The organism is Asticcacaulis sp. (assembly GCF_027484505.1).
Taxonomy (GTDB): Bacteria; Pseudomonadota; Alphaproteobacteria; order Caulobacterales; family Caulobacteraceae; genus Asticcacaulis.
This window is the reverse complement of the sequence record NZ_JAIXSV010000118.1, coordinates 17,409-33,128: the sequence shown is the minus strand read 5'-3', so window position 1 is coordinate 33,128 and position 15,720 is coordinate 17,409. Positions and strand designations below refer to the sequence as shown.

The window sequence follows — 15,720 nt, the reverse complement described above, 5'->3', positions numbered from 1 at the left end:
TTTGTTCAGGCGCATGTCGCGCTTTGCGCGGCCATTATAAACGGGTGGTGAGGTCCGTATTTCGGCCTGTCGGGTGACGCGCAACACTGTCTCCACACATGGGAGGCAAGGATGCGCGAACTGAAATCGACGGCGACGGTTATGATTATGGCCTTTGGTTTTTGTGCCGCTCTGGTGGCCGGTCTTTCGGTGGGGCTACCGTATTGACGAAAGGGTCCTTGGAACATATCATGAACAATTATGAAGAAGACGCTCAAGGAACGCCTCGCCATCCTGTCTGATGCCGCCAAGTACGACGCCTCCTGCGCGTCGTCCGGGACATCGAAGCGCGATTCATCCTCAGGCGGGCTGGGGTCCACCGAAGGGTCGGGTATCTGTCACGCCTATGCGCCGGACGGGCGCTGCATTTCGCTGCTGAAGATACTGATGACCAACTTCTGTATCTTCGATTGCGCCTACTGCATCAACCGCTCGTCGTCGAATGTCGAGCGGGCGCGTTTTACGCCGGACGAGGTGGTGTGGCTGACGCTCGAATTCTACCGGCGTAACTATATCGAAGGCCTGTTTCTCTCCTCAGGCATCATCCGCAATTCCGACTATACCATGGAGCAGATGGTGCGCATCGCCCGCGACCTGCGGCTGAAGCACGATTTTCGCGGCTATATCCACCTCAAAACCATCCCCGAAGCCTCCGCCGCCCTGATCGAGGAAGCCGGGCTCTATGCCGACCGGCTGTCGATCAATATCGAATTGCCCACCGATGCCGGGGTGGAGGCCTTCGCCCCGCAAAAGCACCCGGCCAATATCCGCCGGTCGATGGGCGAACTGAAACAGAAGATCGACGCCGCGTCTGAGCCAACCTACAAGAAGCGGCGCAAGCGCTTCGTGCCGGCCGGGCAATCGACCCAGATGATCATTGGCGCCGATCAGACGACGGATGCCACCATTCTGGGCTCCAGCGCCGGGCTCTACAGTCGCTTTCGACTGCGGCGCGTCTACTATTCGGCGTTTTCGCCGATACCCGACGCCTCAAAAGTCTTGCCGCTGATCAAGCCGCCGCTGGTGCGCGAACATCGCCTCTATCAGGCCGACTGGCTCTATCGCTTCTACGGGTTTGACATCGGGGAGATCACGGCGGGCCGACCCGACGGGATGCTTGATCTGGAACTTGACCCCAAACTCGCCTGGGCGCTGGAAAACCGCGCGCGCTTCCCCGTCGATGTCAACCGGGCGGACAAGGAGATGCTGCTGCGCGTGCCAGGCTTTGGTGTCAAGGCGGTGCAGTCCATCCTCAGCGTGCGGCGCTTCCGGCGGCTCAAACTGGAGGATTTGCAGCGGCTCAAGGTGTCGTTGCGCAAGATCAAGCCGTTCGTCGTCACCGCTGACTGGACGCCGGTGCGTCTGATCGATCGCGCCGATCTGCGCACCCTGTTCGCGCCGGAACCGCAGCAACTGGTGCTGCTATGAAGCGGTTTGAACTTCGCGGACGCGGCGACTATGGCGAATGGCGCGACGCGGCGCGTGAAGCTTTATGTCAGGGACTTTCGCCGAGGGAGGTGGAATGGGGCGCGACCGGCACGCAGGCGGGTTTGTTTGATACCGGCCTTCCTCCTGATTTCAGGGGAGAGACGGCCGAAATTGGCGGAAGAAGGGCCGTCACCGTTCCTTCCGCCTTTGTCGAATTATCAAAAGCCGTGCTGTGCCATAGCGATCCGCGGCGTTTTGACCTGTGTTACCGCCTTCTGTGGCGGCTTCAGACGGATAAGCCTCTGCTGCGCGTGGTGACCGATCCGGATGTGGCGCTGGCCCATGCTTTTGCCAAATCCGTCGGGCGTGACACGCACAAGATGAAGGCCTTTGTCCGTTTCCGCGAAATCCCGACGCAAGGACCGCGCCGCGCCTTCGTGGCGTGGTTTGAACCGGAGCATTTTATCGTCGCGCGAACGGCTGGTTTTTTTCAGCGGCGCTTCAATGACATGGACTGGCTGATCGCTACGCCCAAGGGCTCGGCCGCCTGGGATGGTGAGACACTTAGGGTCAGTGATGAGGCCGCCGAAAAGCCCGACATTCGCGACGAGACGGATGACCTGTGGCGCACCTATTTCGCCAACATCTTCAATCCGGCGCGGCTGAAGGTGCAGGCCATGCAGTCGGAAATGCCCAAGAAATACTGGAAGAACCTGCCGGAGGCCGAGTTAATTCCTGACCTGATCCGCAGCGCTGAGCACCGTGTGCGTGAAATGAAAGAGCGCGGTGCGTCTGACACCGCGCCGAAATTTCACGAACGACTGCAACAGCGGGCCGATCAGTCGGCGCCGAACAGGTCGCGCGTGTAGATCTTGTCGGCAACGTCTTTCAGTTCATCAGCCAGACGGTTGGCGATGATGACATCCGACAGGGACTTGAAGGTCTCCAGATCACGGATGACCTTTGAATTGAAGAATTCTTCGGCCTCAAGCGCAGGTTCATAAATCACCACCTCGACGCCCTTGGCCTTGATGCGCTTCATGATCCCCTGCACCGAGGAGTCGCGGAAATTGTCCGAATTGGTCTTCATGGTCAGGCGGTAAACGCCTACGACCTTAGGCTTTCTGCGCAGGATGCTATCGGCAACGAAGTCCTTGCGTGTGGTGTTGGCTTCGACGATCGCCTTGATCAGGCTTTGCGGCACTTCGGAATAGTTGGCCAGCAATTGCTTGGTGTCCTTGGGCAGACAATAGCCGCCATAGCCAAAGGACGGGTTGTTGTAGCCCTTGCCGATGCGCGGATCGAGCGAAACGCCTTCGATGATCTGGCGCGTATCCAGTCCCAGCGCTTCGGCATAGGAGTCGAGTTCGTTGAAATAGGCGACGCGCATGGCGAGGTAGGTATTGGCAAACAGCTTGATTGCCTCGGCCTCATCGCTGTTGGTAAAGAGGACCTCGATGTCCTTTTTCTCCGCGCCGTTTTTCAGCAGATCGGCAAACAGGTGCGCCTTTTCCGACTGTTCCCCCACAATGATGCGCGATGGATAGAGGTTGTCGTAAAGCGCCCGGCCTTCGCGCAGGAACTCCGGCGAGAAAATGATGTGGGCGTCTGGGTGCATCGCACGCAGACGGTTCGTATAGCCCACCGGAATGGTCGATTTGATGACGATGGTGGTTTTTGGATTGACCGACAGGATGCTGGCGGTGGCGGCCTCGATGGAGCGCGTATCGAAACGGTTGGTCGTCACGTCGTAATTGGTCGGGGTCGCGACGATGACGAATTCGGCGTCGCTGAAGGCGTCTTGTGCATCCAGCGTAGCGCGGAAGTTGATGGGCTCGCCGCTCAGATAGCGTTCGATATCAGCATCGACGATGGGCGATTTGCGCGCATTGAGCAGGGCGACCTTATCCGGGACAATATCAAAGGCCACAACTTCATTATGACGGGCCAGCAACATGGCGTTGGACAGGCCCACATAGCCCATGCCGGCAATACCGATTTTCATTTTCGCCTCATATATCCGGATCAGGTCGGTCGCCGTGACCTTCCTGTTTTCAGAAGGCCTTTAGACAGACAGCAAGAGGGTTAAGCGGCGACCCAACCCCGCTTCGCTTTATCCCATTGCGAAGCCTTTGGGTATCTGTCGCCTTTGGACGCGGCGGATTTATGACGCGGCCATTGGTCGCAGCCCCAGCGATTGCAGCAGGAAGGCGTCTGAACCGCGCTCCGGGTTGGGTGTGGTCAGAAGCTGATTGCCGACAAAGATCGAATTGGCCCCGGCCAGAAAACACAGGGCCTGAAGTTCCTCGCTCATCTCGTTACGACCGGCCGACAAACGCACCATCGACTTGGGGCAGAGGATGCGCGCGACGGCGACGGTGCGCACAAATTCGACCGGCGTGACCCCGCCCTTTATTTTCGAGAGTTCACCCAGCGGCGTGTTCGATACCGGCACCAGATTGTTGATCGGCAGGCTGTCCGGATGGGCGGGCAGGGTGGCGAGCTGGTGCAGGAAGGAGACGCGGTCTTCGCGCGTTTCACCCATGCCGACAATGCCGCCGCAGCAGGTCTTCATGCCGACCTCGCGCACGGCTTCCAGCGTGTCGAGGCGCGCCTGATAGGTGCGGGTGGTGACCACGCTCTCGTAATATTCCGGCGAGGTGTCGAGGTTGTGGTTGTAATAGTCGAGCCCGGCCTCTTTCAGGGCCCTGGCCTGATCCGGGGTGACCATGCCCAGCGTCGCGCAGGTTTCGAGCCCCAGCGCCTTCACCTCGGCAATCATCTCAGCGAGGGCGGGCACGTCACGGTCTTTCAGATCGCGCCACGCCGCCCCCATGCAGAAACGCTGCGCTCCGCCGTCACGGGCAGCTTTGGCGGCGCTTAATACCGCATCGACCGGCATCAGCTTGGAGGCCTTCAGGCCCGTATCATGGTGCGCCGATTGCGAGCAGTAGCCGCAGTTTTCGGCGCAGCCGCCGGTCTTGATCGACAGAAGCTGCGACAACTGGATTTCCGACGGGTCGAAGTGCTGACGATGCACGGTGGCCGCGCGATAAACCAGCTCCATGAACGGCAGGTCGAACAGGGCGGCGATCTCTGTCTTCGTCCAGTCGTGACGCAGCGTGGCGAAGGTCGGGGCGGTATCGGGCATCACAAACTCCGGGCTTTAATCCCTGTGCCTAAGGCATGGGTGCGCGTCTCGTCTAGCGCGAACGGACAAACCGGTCAAACCCGGCACATGACAGCCCACAGACGGCGCGTTATGGTAACGGTGTTGTCGTTGCGCTTGTGGAGATTCGCCATGCCTGATGCTACCGCCCCCCAACATGGGATCAGGGCTTCGCAACTGGTTGACGATCTGGCTGACTCGTTTGGCGATGCGCCCACCGTGACGGTCGGCACCCTGCTCAAAAACCTCGAAGGGCGCGGATTGGGGCTGTTGCTGATCATTCTGGCCCTGCCGATCTGCATTCCCAATATTCCAGGCATTTCGACCCTGTTTGGCCTGCTGCTGATCGGGCCGTCGATCCAGATGCTGCTGGGGCATAAGGCATTGTGGATGCCGGGCTTCATTAAGAACTGGGCGTTCAAGGGTGAGACGCTGCGCGGGGCCTTTCGCGCCTGCGGCGTCGTGCTGCGTAAGGTGGAGTTTCTGACCCGGCCGCGACTGATCTTCCTGACGCGCGGGGTGTGGTTGTTCTATGCCGGCGCGCAGACGCTTCTGATGGCGCTGATCCTGCTGCTGCCCATGCCGGGGGCCAATGTCATACCCGGTATTGCCGTGGTGCTGACGGGGCTGGGCCTGTTGCAACGGGACGGCGTCTGCCTGCTGTTGTCCGTCCCCGTGGCGGTCGGGGCGACGGCCTGGGTCTATTTCGGCGCACGCTATGTGATCGACTTCGCACTTTGGGTGTGGGAGTGGGGGCAAGACATGATTAATCTGGTTTTTTCGAGCGCGTCATGATCCCTGATAGGCTCAGAAGTACCAATGTAAGGCCTGCCCAAAAACTTCCATGCATGAAAAAGGCATACGGAGGATATACCCAAAGAAGGGCGGCACCATTATCACTCCAATGCTTGAAGGCGTAATCTGTCAGCACAAGAGGCGTTGCCGTCAGGACGAGACCTGACAGGGCAAAGCAAACGTGTCGGAGTCGTTTTTTCATCACCTCTCGCTCCAAAAAAATGAACGTCGTTCAACATTCCTTTGCATTCCCTGATATGTCAAGACCTCTTGAGCGCGCCCCTCGCTCATATAAAGACATCTTTATATCTTGATTGCATCTGGTGCTGTGGCCCGCTATAAGACGGCAACATTTGAAACTATGGATGCACCTGTCATGGCCGCTCAAGATTATATCGTAAAAGACCTCTCCCTCGCTGACTGGGGCCGCAAGGAACTCGACATCGCCGAAGGCGAAATGCCGGGCCTGATGGCAACGCGCGAAGAATATGGTCCGTCGCAGCCGCTGAAAGGCGCGCGTATCGCCGGTTCGCTACACATGACCATCCAGACGGGCGTGCTGATCGAGACGCTTCAGGCGCTGGGTGCTGAGGTGCGCTGGGCCTCGTGCAACATCTTCTCGACACAGGACCATGCCGCCGCGGCCATCGCTGCCAAGGGCACGCCGGTCTTTGCGATCAAGGGGGAAACCCTCGAAGAATACTGGGACTACGCGCACAAGATTTTCGAATGGCACGATGGCGGCTATCCGAACCTGATCCTCGATGACGGCGGCGACGCGACTCTGCTGACCGTGCTGGGGCCGAAGGCCGAAAAGGACGCGTCTATTCTCGACAACCCGACCAATGAGGAAGAAGAAGCCCTCTATAAGGTCATGAAGCGTTACCTGAAGGAAAAGCCGGGCTTCTATTCTGCGATCCGCGACGCCATCACCGGCGTTTCCGAAGAAACCACCACGGGTGTGCACCGCCTCTACGCCATGGCGCAAAAGGGTGAGCTGCCGTTCCCGGCGATCAATGTCAACGACTCGGTCACCAAGTCGAAGTTCGACAACCTCTATGGTTGCCGTGAATCGCTGGTCGATGCCATCCGCCGCGCCACCGACGTCATGCTGGCCGGTAAGGTCGCGGTCGTCCTCGGCTATGGCGACGTGGGCAAGGGCTCGGCCGCGTCGCTGCGCAATGGCGGCGCGCGCGTCATCGTCACCGAAATCGACCCCATCTGCGCCCTTCAGGCCGCCATGGAAGGCTATGAAGTCCGCACCGTCGAAGAGGTGGCCAAGGTCGGCGACATCTTCGTCACTGCCACCGGCAACAAGGACGTGCTGCGCCTTGAGCACATGCGCGAGATGAAGCACAACGCCATCGTCTGCAACATCGGTCACTTCGACTCGGAAATTCAGGTCGCGTCCTTGCGTAACTATAAGTGGGATGAGATCAAGCCGCAGGTCCATCACGTCGAATTCCCGGATGGCAAGAAGATCATCGTCCTGTCCGAAGGGCGTCTGGTTAACCTCGGCAACGCCACCGGCCACCCGTCCTTCGTGATGTCGGCCTCGTTTACCAACCAGACCCTGGCGCAGATCGAGCTGTGGACCAATAACAAGGCCTATGACAAGCAGGTCTATACCCTGCCGAAGAAGCTCGACGAAAAGGTCGCGCTGCTGCACCTCGAAAAGCTGGGCGCCAAACTGACGACGCTCAATGCGGAACAGGCCGACTATATCGGCGTGCCGGTTGAAGGCCCGTTCAAGCCGGAGCACTATCGCTACTAACACCTTTTCCACGCTGTGTTTGCGCGACAAGACCTCCGGTACCACCGGAGGTCTTGACTTTTTATAGCCCTATCCCGGTAAAGTCCGTCATCCAGTTGCCTAACCGGTATTTGTCGGCGCATAGTCGCTCACCTGTCCGGAAACAGTTTGTATTCCAAGGATGATTTATGAAAATCTTACCGGTCATCATGTCGGGCGGGTCGGGTACGCGCCTGTGGCCCCTGTCCACACCTGAACAGCCCAAGCAGTTTCACGCGCTGGCCACCCAGCACACCATGATTCAGGAAACGGCCCTGCGTCTGTCGGGGGCAGGGTTTCTGAAACCTGTGGTCATCTGCGGCAAAAGCCACGAAGCCCTGGCGACGGCGCAGCTTGAGGCCATCGACCTCACGCCGCAGGCGGTCGTGCTCGAACCCTTTGCGCGCAATACGGCGGCGGTGGCGGCGGTGGCGGCCCTGATCGGTCTGGAGATCGACCCGGAGGCGCTGGTGCTGCTGGTGCCTGCCGATCACATGATCTCAAAGCCGGAAGTGTTCCGCGGCGCCCTCGACCGGGCCGCTGCGACGGCCACGGACCGCATCGTCACCTTTGGCATTACCCCCACCGCTCCGGAAACGGGATTTGGCTATATCCAGCGCGGCGAGAGGCTGGCTCAGGGCGTCTATGGCATTCGTCGCTTCCTCGAAAAGCCTAACTTTGAAACGGCCCAAAGCTATGTCGCCGATGGCGGCTATGACTGGAATGCGGGTATCTTCCTCTTCTCACCGCAGGTGATGCTGGAGGAGCTGAACCGCTATGAGCCGGATGTCCTCAATGCCACGCAGCAGGCCTTTGATAAGGCCGCGACGCAGGGCGTGACCCGCACGCTTGACCCGGAAAGTTTCAAACTCTGTCCCTCTATCTCCATCGACTACGCGGTGATGGAGCGCACCTTACGCGCCGCGACAGCGCCTTGCGATATCGGCTGGGCCGATGTCGGCGGGTTCAGCGAACTGTGGCGTCTGGGAGCCAAGGATGATGTCGGCAACCATGCGCAGGGTCGTACTATCCTGATCGACGCCCACAACTGCCTGATCCGCGCCGAAGGGCCGCCCGTGGCCATTATTGGTCTTGATGACATTATGGTCGTGTCCACGCCGTCGGGTATCGTCGTCGCGCCCATTTCGCGCGCACAGGATGTCAAGTTGGCGGCAGAAGCGGCCAAGCGGCTGAGCGAAGTCAGTGACGGTTAGGGCGTAGGTTCAGTGCCGGGTCGCCAGACCCGCCACCAGCGCCCAGAAGCCCCCGCAGGTTATAAACAGGCCCATCAGCGTCCATTTCAGTGGCATCTTCGCTTCGATGACCGCGTGGGTGTCCAGCGCGCTCAGAAGACCGATGTCGTTTGTGTGTTTGGAGGCTGTTGAGGGGGTGTTCAGCTTCGCAGTCTCAGGGCGCATACAGGGTTCCGGCGTGTGGGGTTCCACGCACCCTAACTGCGCAGGGTTAAATAAGCGTCGATACGTGCGCGATTAAAGCGCTTTCCGAAAAGTGTGACGCACTTTCGGATAAAAAAGCGCGTTAAACCAAAAATTTAGAGCGTGATTTCGATTCAATTTGAATGAAATCCGCCCTAAACGCGATCAGTGGATATTAACGCGTCTTGCCATCCTTTTGTTTACCCTGCGTGCTTAGGGTGCGGGGACACATGAGAGGTCGCCATGTCCCGCGCACAGAAAGCCCTGCTGTACATCCGTATCTGCCTCGCCCTGCTCACCCTGACCGTCGCCGTGCTGGTGCTGGGGCCGTTTTCGGGTGCTGAACAGGCGTTTGGGCTGACGGACAAAGAAGCCCACATCATCGCCTTTTTTACCCTGACCGTGATGCTGCAACTGGCCTTTCCGCGCGTGCGGCGCACAGACCTGGCTCTGGGGGTGCTTGTGCTGGGGGCGCTGATCGAGGTGGCGCAACTGTTTACCGGACGCAGCGCCAGTGTCGGCGACTGGCTGGCCGACCTGATCGGCGTCAGCGTCGCCACACTGCCCTCCTATGCCGAAACCTTCCGCCATTATGTGCGGCTGGGCGGTCGCGCGCCACGCCGCCGGCCACAGGATATGGCCCGTGCTGGAGAAACGGCGCGTCGTGATCGCGTTGAGAGGTGACTATATCATTATGATTTCCGGTAGAAACATAATGATCTGGATTTTTGTTTAGCCCCTCGCCGGGCGGTGGCTTCGCCACCTTGGCCGCCGCCTCAATGGCGGCTTGAGCGGAATGATTCCAGTAGAAATCACTCCGCTCTAAAGCGGCGGCCACCTCACGAAACGGGCCTATTCCACCGGCATCCAGATTTCGATGACGCCCTGACCGGTTGCCCCGTTATAGCGTGCATCCATGCGCTCAAAACCGGGATCATAGCGCACCTTCAGCCCCGAAGCGGGAAGCCAGTCATCATAAAGGGCGCGCCAGGTGTGCGAAAGGCCCGACACATGGCCGTGGTGTTCAAACACCGCATAGCGTCCTGCCGGCAGGATCAGCCGCGTAAAGTCGGGCGGCAGGTCACTGCCTTCGGTCACCTCGACCCCCGCCAGATAGTCGATACCGTCTGTGCGGTAATTATACGAAACGCCGTAACTGAGGCCGCCTCTCTGACCTTCGATATGGCCGAACCACGGACAAAAGGCCTGCCACAGGGCCGGAATGCCGGACAGGTTGGCAAAGTCAAACCGGCCCGAAAGCCCGGCGAGGGTCAGGCGGTCCAGCTTTTCAAGGCGCGGCGTCTGAGGCGGCAGGTCGGGTTTGGGATTGCGGTCGATATCGTTCATGGACAGAGGCTCCGTCAGTCTGAGGTCAGGGGCAGGCTCATGACGCAAGGCCCGCGGCGGTACGCCGAATTGCTGACGAAAGGCGCGGGTGAAGGCTTCGTGCGAGCCATAGCCCGCACTCAAGGCCGCATCGATCAGATCGCTGCCCGCCCGGATCGCCTTCGCCGCCTCGCTCAGCCGGCGGGCCCGCACATAGGCCATCAGCGGCTGATCACAGCTCATGGCAAACAGGCGCGTCACATGGCAGGCCGAGACGCCGTGCACCCGCGCCACCTGTGACAGGCTGAGCGGCTGGTTCAGGCGGCGTTCGATATACCAGATGAGTTTGGCGGTCAGGCTCACGAGGGGCTCCGGTTTGCGTCGGAGGTTAGCCTATCCCGGTTTTGACGGCGATATTTGATCGGTCTTGTGGTCGGGGTTATAAGAGGCCATGACCGATCTTATGACCGTTTCCCTGACCTGTGCCGATAGGGCTGAGGCCGAACGTATCGCGGAGCTTCTGGTAACGCAGAAACTGGCCGCCTGTGTGCAGTGTGTGCCGCTGCGTGCGACCTATGTGTGGCAGGGAAAGGTGGAGACGGCCGACGAGATCGGGTTGACGGCCAAGACCCTGCGCGGCAAACTCCCGGCGCTGGAGGCGGCGGTAAGGGCCGCCCATAGCTATGAGGTGCCGGAACTGATCGCCACGCGCATTCAATGGGCCAGCGCGGATTACGAACAGTGGCTGAGGGACGCGCTTACACCCTGATCCGGCGCACTTCGAGATCGGCATATTCGGCGATCAGCGGGGCCATCTGACGAAAGCCGATACTGCCGCTGGTGGGCCATTGGCGGTCGTTGGCTCCGATCCAGTTCACGACGGGCAGGTCGTTGATGGTGAAGGCCACGTTCGCCCCCGACTTGCGAATTTTAAGGCGGTAAGGTGGTCGGGCGTCCTCGACATCGGGCAGGGGGTCGGCGCCTTGCGCCAGCAGTTCAAAGCCCGGCGCATAGCGCAGATTGGCCAGATGGAAGGCGCGTTCCTCCTCCCAGCGGCGGCGATAATAGGAGATCTGCAAGGCCTTGACGTCGCTTTTGGTATACTGGTCGTAGATCCCGGCGCGGGCTTTCAGCTTTGGTGACAGGATATGCTCGCCATTCACCCCACCCGCGGCAAAAAACAGGATGCACAGGCCCGGCTCTTTCAGCGGCCAGAAGTTCCAGCTGATCTCGACATGGTCGGGGAAGACCTCCGGGCACCAAAAGACGAAGTTCGAGGCCTGTCCTTCGGCGGCATCGCGCCGTGCGCTCAACTGCATGCGGCCATTGGGGAAATCGACCTTCGCATCGCCCTCCATCCTGAACTTCGCCACATCGGCAGCGGTTTTCAGCGGATTGGCATAGATCAGTTCACCCGCTTCGGCCGCGAACAGCGAGGGGGCCAGAAGCGAGGAAGAGGCTGAGGCGGCCAGACCGGAGGCCAGCCACTGACGACGCGTAAGGCTCATGCGAAATTTCCGTTTGTGCTGCCGATTATACGCGTGGATCAGACGATTCCGCCGCCGTGCGCCGCGCGGGTTTTGCGCACCTTGGCTTTTTCGGCGCGGTAGCCGGTGGCGCGGAAGGCCAGCATGGGGTCAATCGCTCCGCCCTTGCGCAGTCGTGCCATGGCCAGCGCCGGCCGCACATCGGTCTCATAGGCCATGCGCAGGCAATGGTGGGCCATCATCACGTCATTATTGGCCTGATGCTCTTTCAGCGCCTTGCGATCGACGATCAGCGCCTTGACATAGGCTCCGGCAATGGCGCGCGCCGAATTGAGCAGGCTCTCAATAGGGTCGGTCACATTGTGCGACTGATCCATCATATAGGCCGGATTGAACTGCCCCTTAGCGCGCGTTTCGGCATAGACCAGTTCGTTGAAAATCAGGAAGAGCTGGAACGGGTTGAGCGACCCGGCATCGAGGTCATCGTCGCCGTATTTGGAGTCGTTGAAATGGAAGCCGCCCAGCTTACCGAACTGCGCCAGCCGCGCCACGATCAGTTCGATATTGACCGTCGGCGCGTGGTGGCCGAGATCGACCAGACACTGCGCCTTGGGGCCCAGCGTCTGCGCGCAGAGGATGGAGGTGCCCCAGTCCTGAATGACCGTGGCGTAGAAGGCCGGTTCATAGAGCTTATGCTCGATAAACAGCCGCCAGTCGTGAGGCAGGGCGGCATAGATCGCCTTCATGCTCTCCAGATAGCGCTCCAGCGTGTCGGCAAACTCGTTCTGACCGGCAAAGTTCGAGCCGTCGCCGATCCATACGGTCAGGGCCTTGGCCCCCAGCCGATCACCGATCTCGATACATTCGAGATTGTGCTCGATGGCCTGCGCGCGGGTAGCGGGGTCCGAGTGGGTCAGTGAGCCATACTTGTACGACAGGCGCTGCCCCGGCTGATCCTGAAAAGTGTTGGAATTGACCGCATCAAAGCCCATGCCGTAGGCGTGAGCGAAGTCGCGCACCTCATCGATGTCGTTGGCCTTGTCCCAGGGAAAATGCAGCGAAATGCGCGGCGTCAGGCCTGATACCTGATGCACGGCGGCGCAGTCTTCGATCTTTTCCAGAATATGGGTGGGTTCACCCGGCATGGGGAAGCGGGCAAAGCGCGTACCGCCGGAGACCATGCCCCAGCTGGGGATACCGACCTCAAGCGTCATCAGGCGATCGACCACGTGCTCGATATCGACACCCACGCGCGCCAGTCTGACGCCCAGAGCCTCATAATCGGCCATATGCGCCGCCATCAGCCGCGCATTTTCACGATCAATAATGTCCTGCGGCAGGGCCGACCGGGTCTTTTTGACGGCGACATAGCCCATTCGGGGTGTCCATTCCTTCAGCACATGGGCCTCCAGATAGGGTTAAAAGACGGACGGAGTCAAATCAACAGACCGTTCACGGGAAGGGAATGGATGTGGCGTACACGCCACGCCGTATATGAGAGCGCAGGGAAACCGCCCCTCAACCTGTTTTTTGTGTGCGCAGACGCGCTTTTCTTATATGGTTAGATCCTAACGGAAATAGCGGCAAAAAACAATCTCTGTTGCTAATTTTCGATCAATAATGATCGGCAATGGACGGGAAAGCCGGTATTGGGCTCCCGTTCGCTCACGAAAGAGCGGCTGATGGCGGGAGTGAAGGGTGCGCAATAGCCTGAGAGACGTGTCGGTAAGCCCCGCGACGGAGGATATTCCGTCGGCGGACGGTTACGCGATGACGGGCGTCTCCGGGAGCCACACGCGCGCCGCCGTGACGGGTGAAGGCGTCTGCGTCGTCTTTGATGTCGGCAAGACCAATGCCAAGCTCAGCGTTATCGACGCCGAAGGGCAGATCCTCAGCCGCACGACGTTCAAGACGCCGCACCTGCACACGCGGCTCTACGCGGCCTTTGACGTCGATACCCTCTTTACGTGGTGCCTGAGCGAGCTGAAACGCCTGTCGCAGCGCTATCGCATCGACCGCATTATCCCCGTCGCGCATGGCGCGGGCTGCGCCTTCCTCAGCGCCGATGAGCAGTTGCTGCAACCCATTCAGGACTACGAAGCCTCGATCCCGCTGCCTTATGAACGGGCTTATCAGCGCGTGCGTCCGGCCTTTGAGGAGACCCTGTCGCCGCTTCTGCCCAACGGGCTGAATCTGGGGGCGCAAATCTTCTGGCACGCGCGGCGTGACCCCAAATTCTTTGAGCGGGTGCGCTATATCCTCTCCTATGCCCAATACTGGACGTGGCGGCTGTCGGGCGTACTGTGTTCGGAGGTGACATCGCTGGGCTGTCACACGGATCTGTGGAACCCGACCCAGGGCACCTTCTCCAGTCTGGCAGTTTCTGAGGGCTGGGCGGAACGCTTTGCGCCGCTACGGTCGGCGTGGGAAAAGGCCGGGCCGCTGCGCCCCGAAATCGCCGAGGCCGTGGGCTTGAGCCCCGACTGTCAGGTCCATGTGGGCCTGCACGATTCCAATGCCGCTCTGGCGCTGGTTATTGCGCGGCATCAGCACGATGAGGCCGCGGTACTACCGGTCATACTGACGACGGGCACCTGGTATGTCGCCATGGCCCCCGGTATTGCGCCGGCCGCCGTGTCGGACAGCCTGCGCCCGGATCGCGACTGCCTCGTCAATATCGACGTCTATGGCCGTGCGGTGCCGTGCGCGCGGTTTATGGGCGGGCGGGCTTTGGAGCTGATCACCAATGGTCATGTCGATGTGCCGGTGACGCTCGATACGGTCCTTGAGGTGATCGGCTCAGGGGCCATGGCCTTGCCCAGCTTCGTTGATGCCGGCGGGCCCTTCCCCGGACGGCGCGGCGAAATCGTCGGGCTTGAAACCGACACGCCGCAAACGCGCGCCGCGCTGGGTCTGATCTACGTGGCTCTGATCGCGGTCACCTCGCTCGATATGATCGCGCCCGCGGATCGGCCCCTGCTGATCGAAGGTCCGGCCGCGCACAATGCCGCCTTCTGCACCCTTCTGGCCGCCATGCGCGATGCGCCCGTTCTGGTCTGCGAAACCTCATCGGGGGTGACGCGCGGTGCCGGGGCCATGGCCTTTTTCAGTGATCATGTGCCGCCGGTGCCGGCCTATAAGCCGGTCGAACCGCAGGGCGTTGAGGCCATACGCGCCTACCGCGCCGCCTGGTTAAAGGCGATGGAAAACGATTGAAGCGACTACCCAAAAAAGGTGCTTCCCACCATGTGGAATGCGCCCTATAAGAATCAATCACATTCGATCATCAATCGCGTAGGACCGGAGCCGGCCGCGCGTATAAGGTCGGGAAACAGAAACGCAGGGCGGGCCATATGCACCTTCAGGATCGCTGGAAGCTGATCATCGACGAACTCAATCCGGACCGCGTGACCTCGGTCGATGAGCTGACGGCGCGTCTGGGCGTGTCACCGGCGACCATTCGCCGCGACCTCAATGAGTTGCACGAACTGGGGCATCTGCTGCGCGTGCGCGGCGGGGCCATGCGCATTGAAGGCAAGCACTTCACGGCCAAGGCCGAACCCAAGACGCCGGAGTTTCAGACCGACAGCCTGATCGGGCAATCGAGCTTTCTGGCCTCGACCATCGTCAATGCGCCGGTCAAACGCGCCATTGCCCGCGCCGCGCTCGACTTCCTGAAGCCCGGCATTTCGATGATTATCGACGGCGGTTCGACCACCTACACCCTGGCCAATATGATGGCCAATGAGCCCTATCACGTGCTCACCACCTCGATCCCCATCCTGCAATGCCTGCTCGATCGCTCGAAGGTGAAGGTCACCCTGCCGGGCGGCGAATTGTTCCGTGAACAGCGCATCATCCTCAACCCGTATGACGACGGGATGTTGCAGAATTTCTCGGCGGCCAAGATGTTCATTGGCTGTCAGGCCCTGACGCGCAACGGCCTGATGCAGTCGGACACCCTGCTGGTGCAGTCCGAGCGCCGTCTGATGGAGCGCGCCGATCAGGTGATCGTGCTGGCCGACTCGTCAAAGATCGACGCCCCGGCCTCGCTGTCGGTCTGTCCCCTGACGGCGATTGACGTGGTGATCACTGACGAAGGCCTGACCGACGCCGCCCGCGAATGGCTGGAGCACGCCGGTATCGAGGTGCGCATCGCTCAGGTCACCGCCGAAGACCGCAAGGCCTCGGAAGTCGTCTGAGGTCGGCAAATCGCTCAAGATTGGGGTGGGCATAGCGCGCCTGTGA

The 15,720-nt window shown here is 60.4% G+C and carries 15 protein-coding genes; 9 read left to right on the top strand and 6 right to left on the bottom strand.

Going from position 1 to position 15,720, the window contains the following annotated elements; translation table 11 throughout:
* Nucleotides 1–240 precede the first annotated feature (240 nt).
* Together Q0072_RS07240 and Q0072_RS07235 are read left to right on the top strand one after the other, a co-directional pair.
* Nucleotides 241–1,467, top strand: coding sequence for a putative DNA modification/repair radical SAM protein (locus tag Q0072_RS07240; RefSeq protein WP_298327788.1), 1,227 nt, complete (start codon nucleotides 241–243; stop codon nucleotides 1,465–1,467).
* Entirely contained in the window at nucleotides 1,464–2,336 is an 873-nt protein-coding gene (locus Q0072_RS07235) for a TIGR03915 family putative DNA repair protein (protein ID WP_298327785.1), read from the top strand. The genes Q0072_RS07240 and Q0072_RS07235 overlap by 4 nt, the downstream gene beginning before the upstream one ends.
* Here Q0072_RS07235 and Q0072_RS07230 read toward each other — a convergent pair.
* Both Q0072_RS07230 and bioB read right to left on the bottom strand, forming a co-directional pair.
* Entirely contained in the window at nucleotides 2,306–3,472 is a 1,167-nt protein-coding gene (locus Q0072_RS07230; RefSeq protein WP_298327783.1) for a nucleotide sugar dehydrogenase, read from the bottom strand. The genes Q0072_RS07235 and Q0072_RS07230 overlap by 31 nt on opposite strands.
* A gap of 159 nt (nucleotides 3,473–3,631) precedes the next feature.
* On the bottom strand, nucleotides 3,632–4,618 hold the full coding sequence (gene bioB, locus Q0072_RS07225) for a biotin synthase BioB (RefSeq protein ID WP_298327780.1): 987 nt from the start codon (nucleotides 4,616–4,618) through the stop codon (nucleotides 3,632–3,634).
* Between the two features lie 150 nt (nucleotides 4,619–4,768).
* Between bioB and Q0072_RS07220 the strand changes: the two genes are divergently transcribed.
* From Q0072_RS07220 to Q0072_RS07210, 3 genes are all read left to right on the top strand, one after another.
* Complete coding sequence (locus Q0072_RS07220) at nucleotides 4,769–5,431, top strand: exopolysaccharide biosynthesis protein (RefSeq protein ID WP_298327777.1); 663 nt, start codon at nucleotides 4,769–4,771, stop codon at nucleotides 5,429–5,431.
* Nucleotides 5,432–5,807: 376 nt separating this feature from the next.
* Nucleotides 5,808–7,205: an adenosylhomocysteinase gene (gene ahcY / locus Q0072_RS07215; protein WP_298327774.1), complete on the top strand. Its 1,398-nt coding sequence runs from the start codon at nucleotides 5,808–5,810 to the stop codon at nucleotides 7,203–7,205.
* Nucleotides 7,206–7,372: 167 nt separating this feature from the next.
* The gene (locus Q0072_RS07210) at nucleotides 7,373–8,437 is read left to right on the top strand and encodes a mannose-1-phosphate guanylyltransferase/mannose-6-phosphate isomerase (RefSeq protein ID WP_298327771.1); all 1,065 of its coding nucleotides are present in this window, start codon (nucleotides 7,373–7,375) and stop codon (nucleotides 8,435–8,437) included.
* A 9-nt stretch (nucleotides 8,438–8,446) separates the two neighbouring features.
* Here Q0072_RS07210 and Q0072_RS07205 read toward each other — a convergent pair whose 3' ends face one another.
* Nucleotides 8,447–8,641, bottom strand: coding sequence for a hypothetical protein (locus tag Q0072_RS07205; RefSeq protein ID WP_298327768.1), 195 nt, complete (start codon nucleotides 8,639–8,641; stop codon nucleotides 8,447–8,449).
* Between the two features lie 261 nt (nucleotides 8,642–8,902).
* Here Q0072_RS07205 and Q0072_RS07200 point away from each other — a divergent pair, with 261 nt between their 5' ends.
* On the top strand, nucleotides 8,903–9,343 hold the full coding sequence (locus Q0072_RS07200; protein ID WP_298327766.1) for a VanZ family protein: 441 nt from the start codon (nucleotides 8,903–8,905) through the stop codon (nucleotides 9,341–9,343).
* 168 nt (nucleotides 9,344–9,511) lie between these two features.
* Here the strand turns inward: Q0072_RS07200 and Q0072_RS07195 are convergent, their stop codons facing one another.
* Nucleotides 9,512–10,348 (bottom strand): AraC family transcriptional regulator, encoded by an 837-nt coding sequence (locus tag Q0072_RS07195; RefSeq protein ID WP_298327763.1) that lies wholly within the window; start codon nucleotides 10,346–10,348, stop codon nucleotides 9,512–9,514.
* Between the two features lie 88 nt (nucleotides 10,349–10,436).
* Here Q0072_RS07195 and cutA point away from each other — a divergent pair, with 88 nt between their 5' ends.
* Nucleotides 10,437–10,754, top strand: coding sequence for a divalent-cation tolerance protein CutA (gene cutA / locus Q0072_RS07190; RefSeq protein ID WP_298327760.1), 318 nt, complete (start codon nucleotides 10,437–10,439; stop codon nucleotides 10,752–10,754).
* On the opposite strand, the gene Q0072_RS07185 is transcribed toward cutA, so the two are convergent.
* Nucleotides 10,744–11,493 carry a DUF1961 family protein gene (locus Q0072_RS07185; RefSeq protein WP_298327758.1) on the bottom strand — a complete coding sequence of 250 codons (750 nt, stop codon included), beginning with the start codon at nucleotides 11,491–11,493 and terminating at the stop codon, nucleotides 10,744–10,746. The genes cutA and Q0072_RS07185 overlap by 11 nt on opposite strands.
* A 38-nt stretch (nucleotides 11,494–11,531) precedes the next feature.
* On the bottom strand, nucleotides 11,532–12,872 hold the full coding sequence (gene rhaI / locus Q0072_RS07180) for an L-rhamnose catabolism isomerase (protein WP_298327754.1): 1,341 nt from the start codon (nucleotides 12,870–12,872) through the stop codon (nucleotides 11,532–11,534).
* Nucleotides 12,873–13,170: 298 nt separating this feature from the next.
* Here rhaI and Q0072_RS07175 point away from each other — a divergent pair, with 298 nt between their 5' ends.
* Nucleotides 13,171–14,688, top strand: a complete 1,518-nt coding sequence (locus tag Q0072_RS07175; RefSeq protein ID WP_298327751.1) for an FGGY family carbohydrate kinase — start codon at nucleotides 13,171–13,173, stop codon at nucleotides 14,686–14,688.
* Between the two features lie 137 nt (nucleotides 14,689–14,825).
* On the top strand, nucleotides 14,826–15,674 hold the full coding sequence (locus tag Q0072_RS07170; RefSeq protein WP_298327748.1) for a DeoR/GlpR family DNA-binding transcription regulator: 849 nt from the start codon (nucleotides 14,826–14,828) through the stop codon (nucleotides 15,672–15,674).
* The last annotated feature ends 46 nt before the right edge of the window (nucleotides 15,675–15,720 follow it).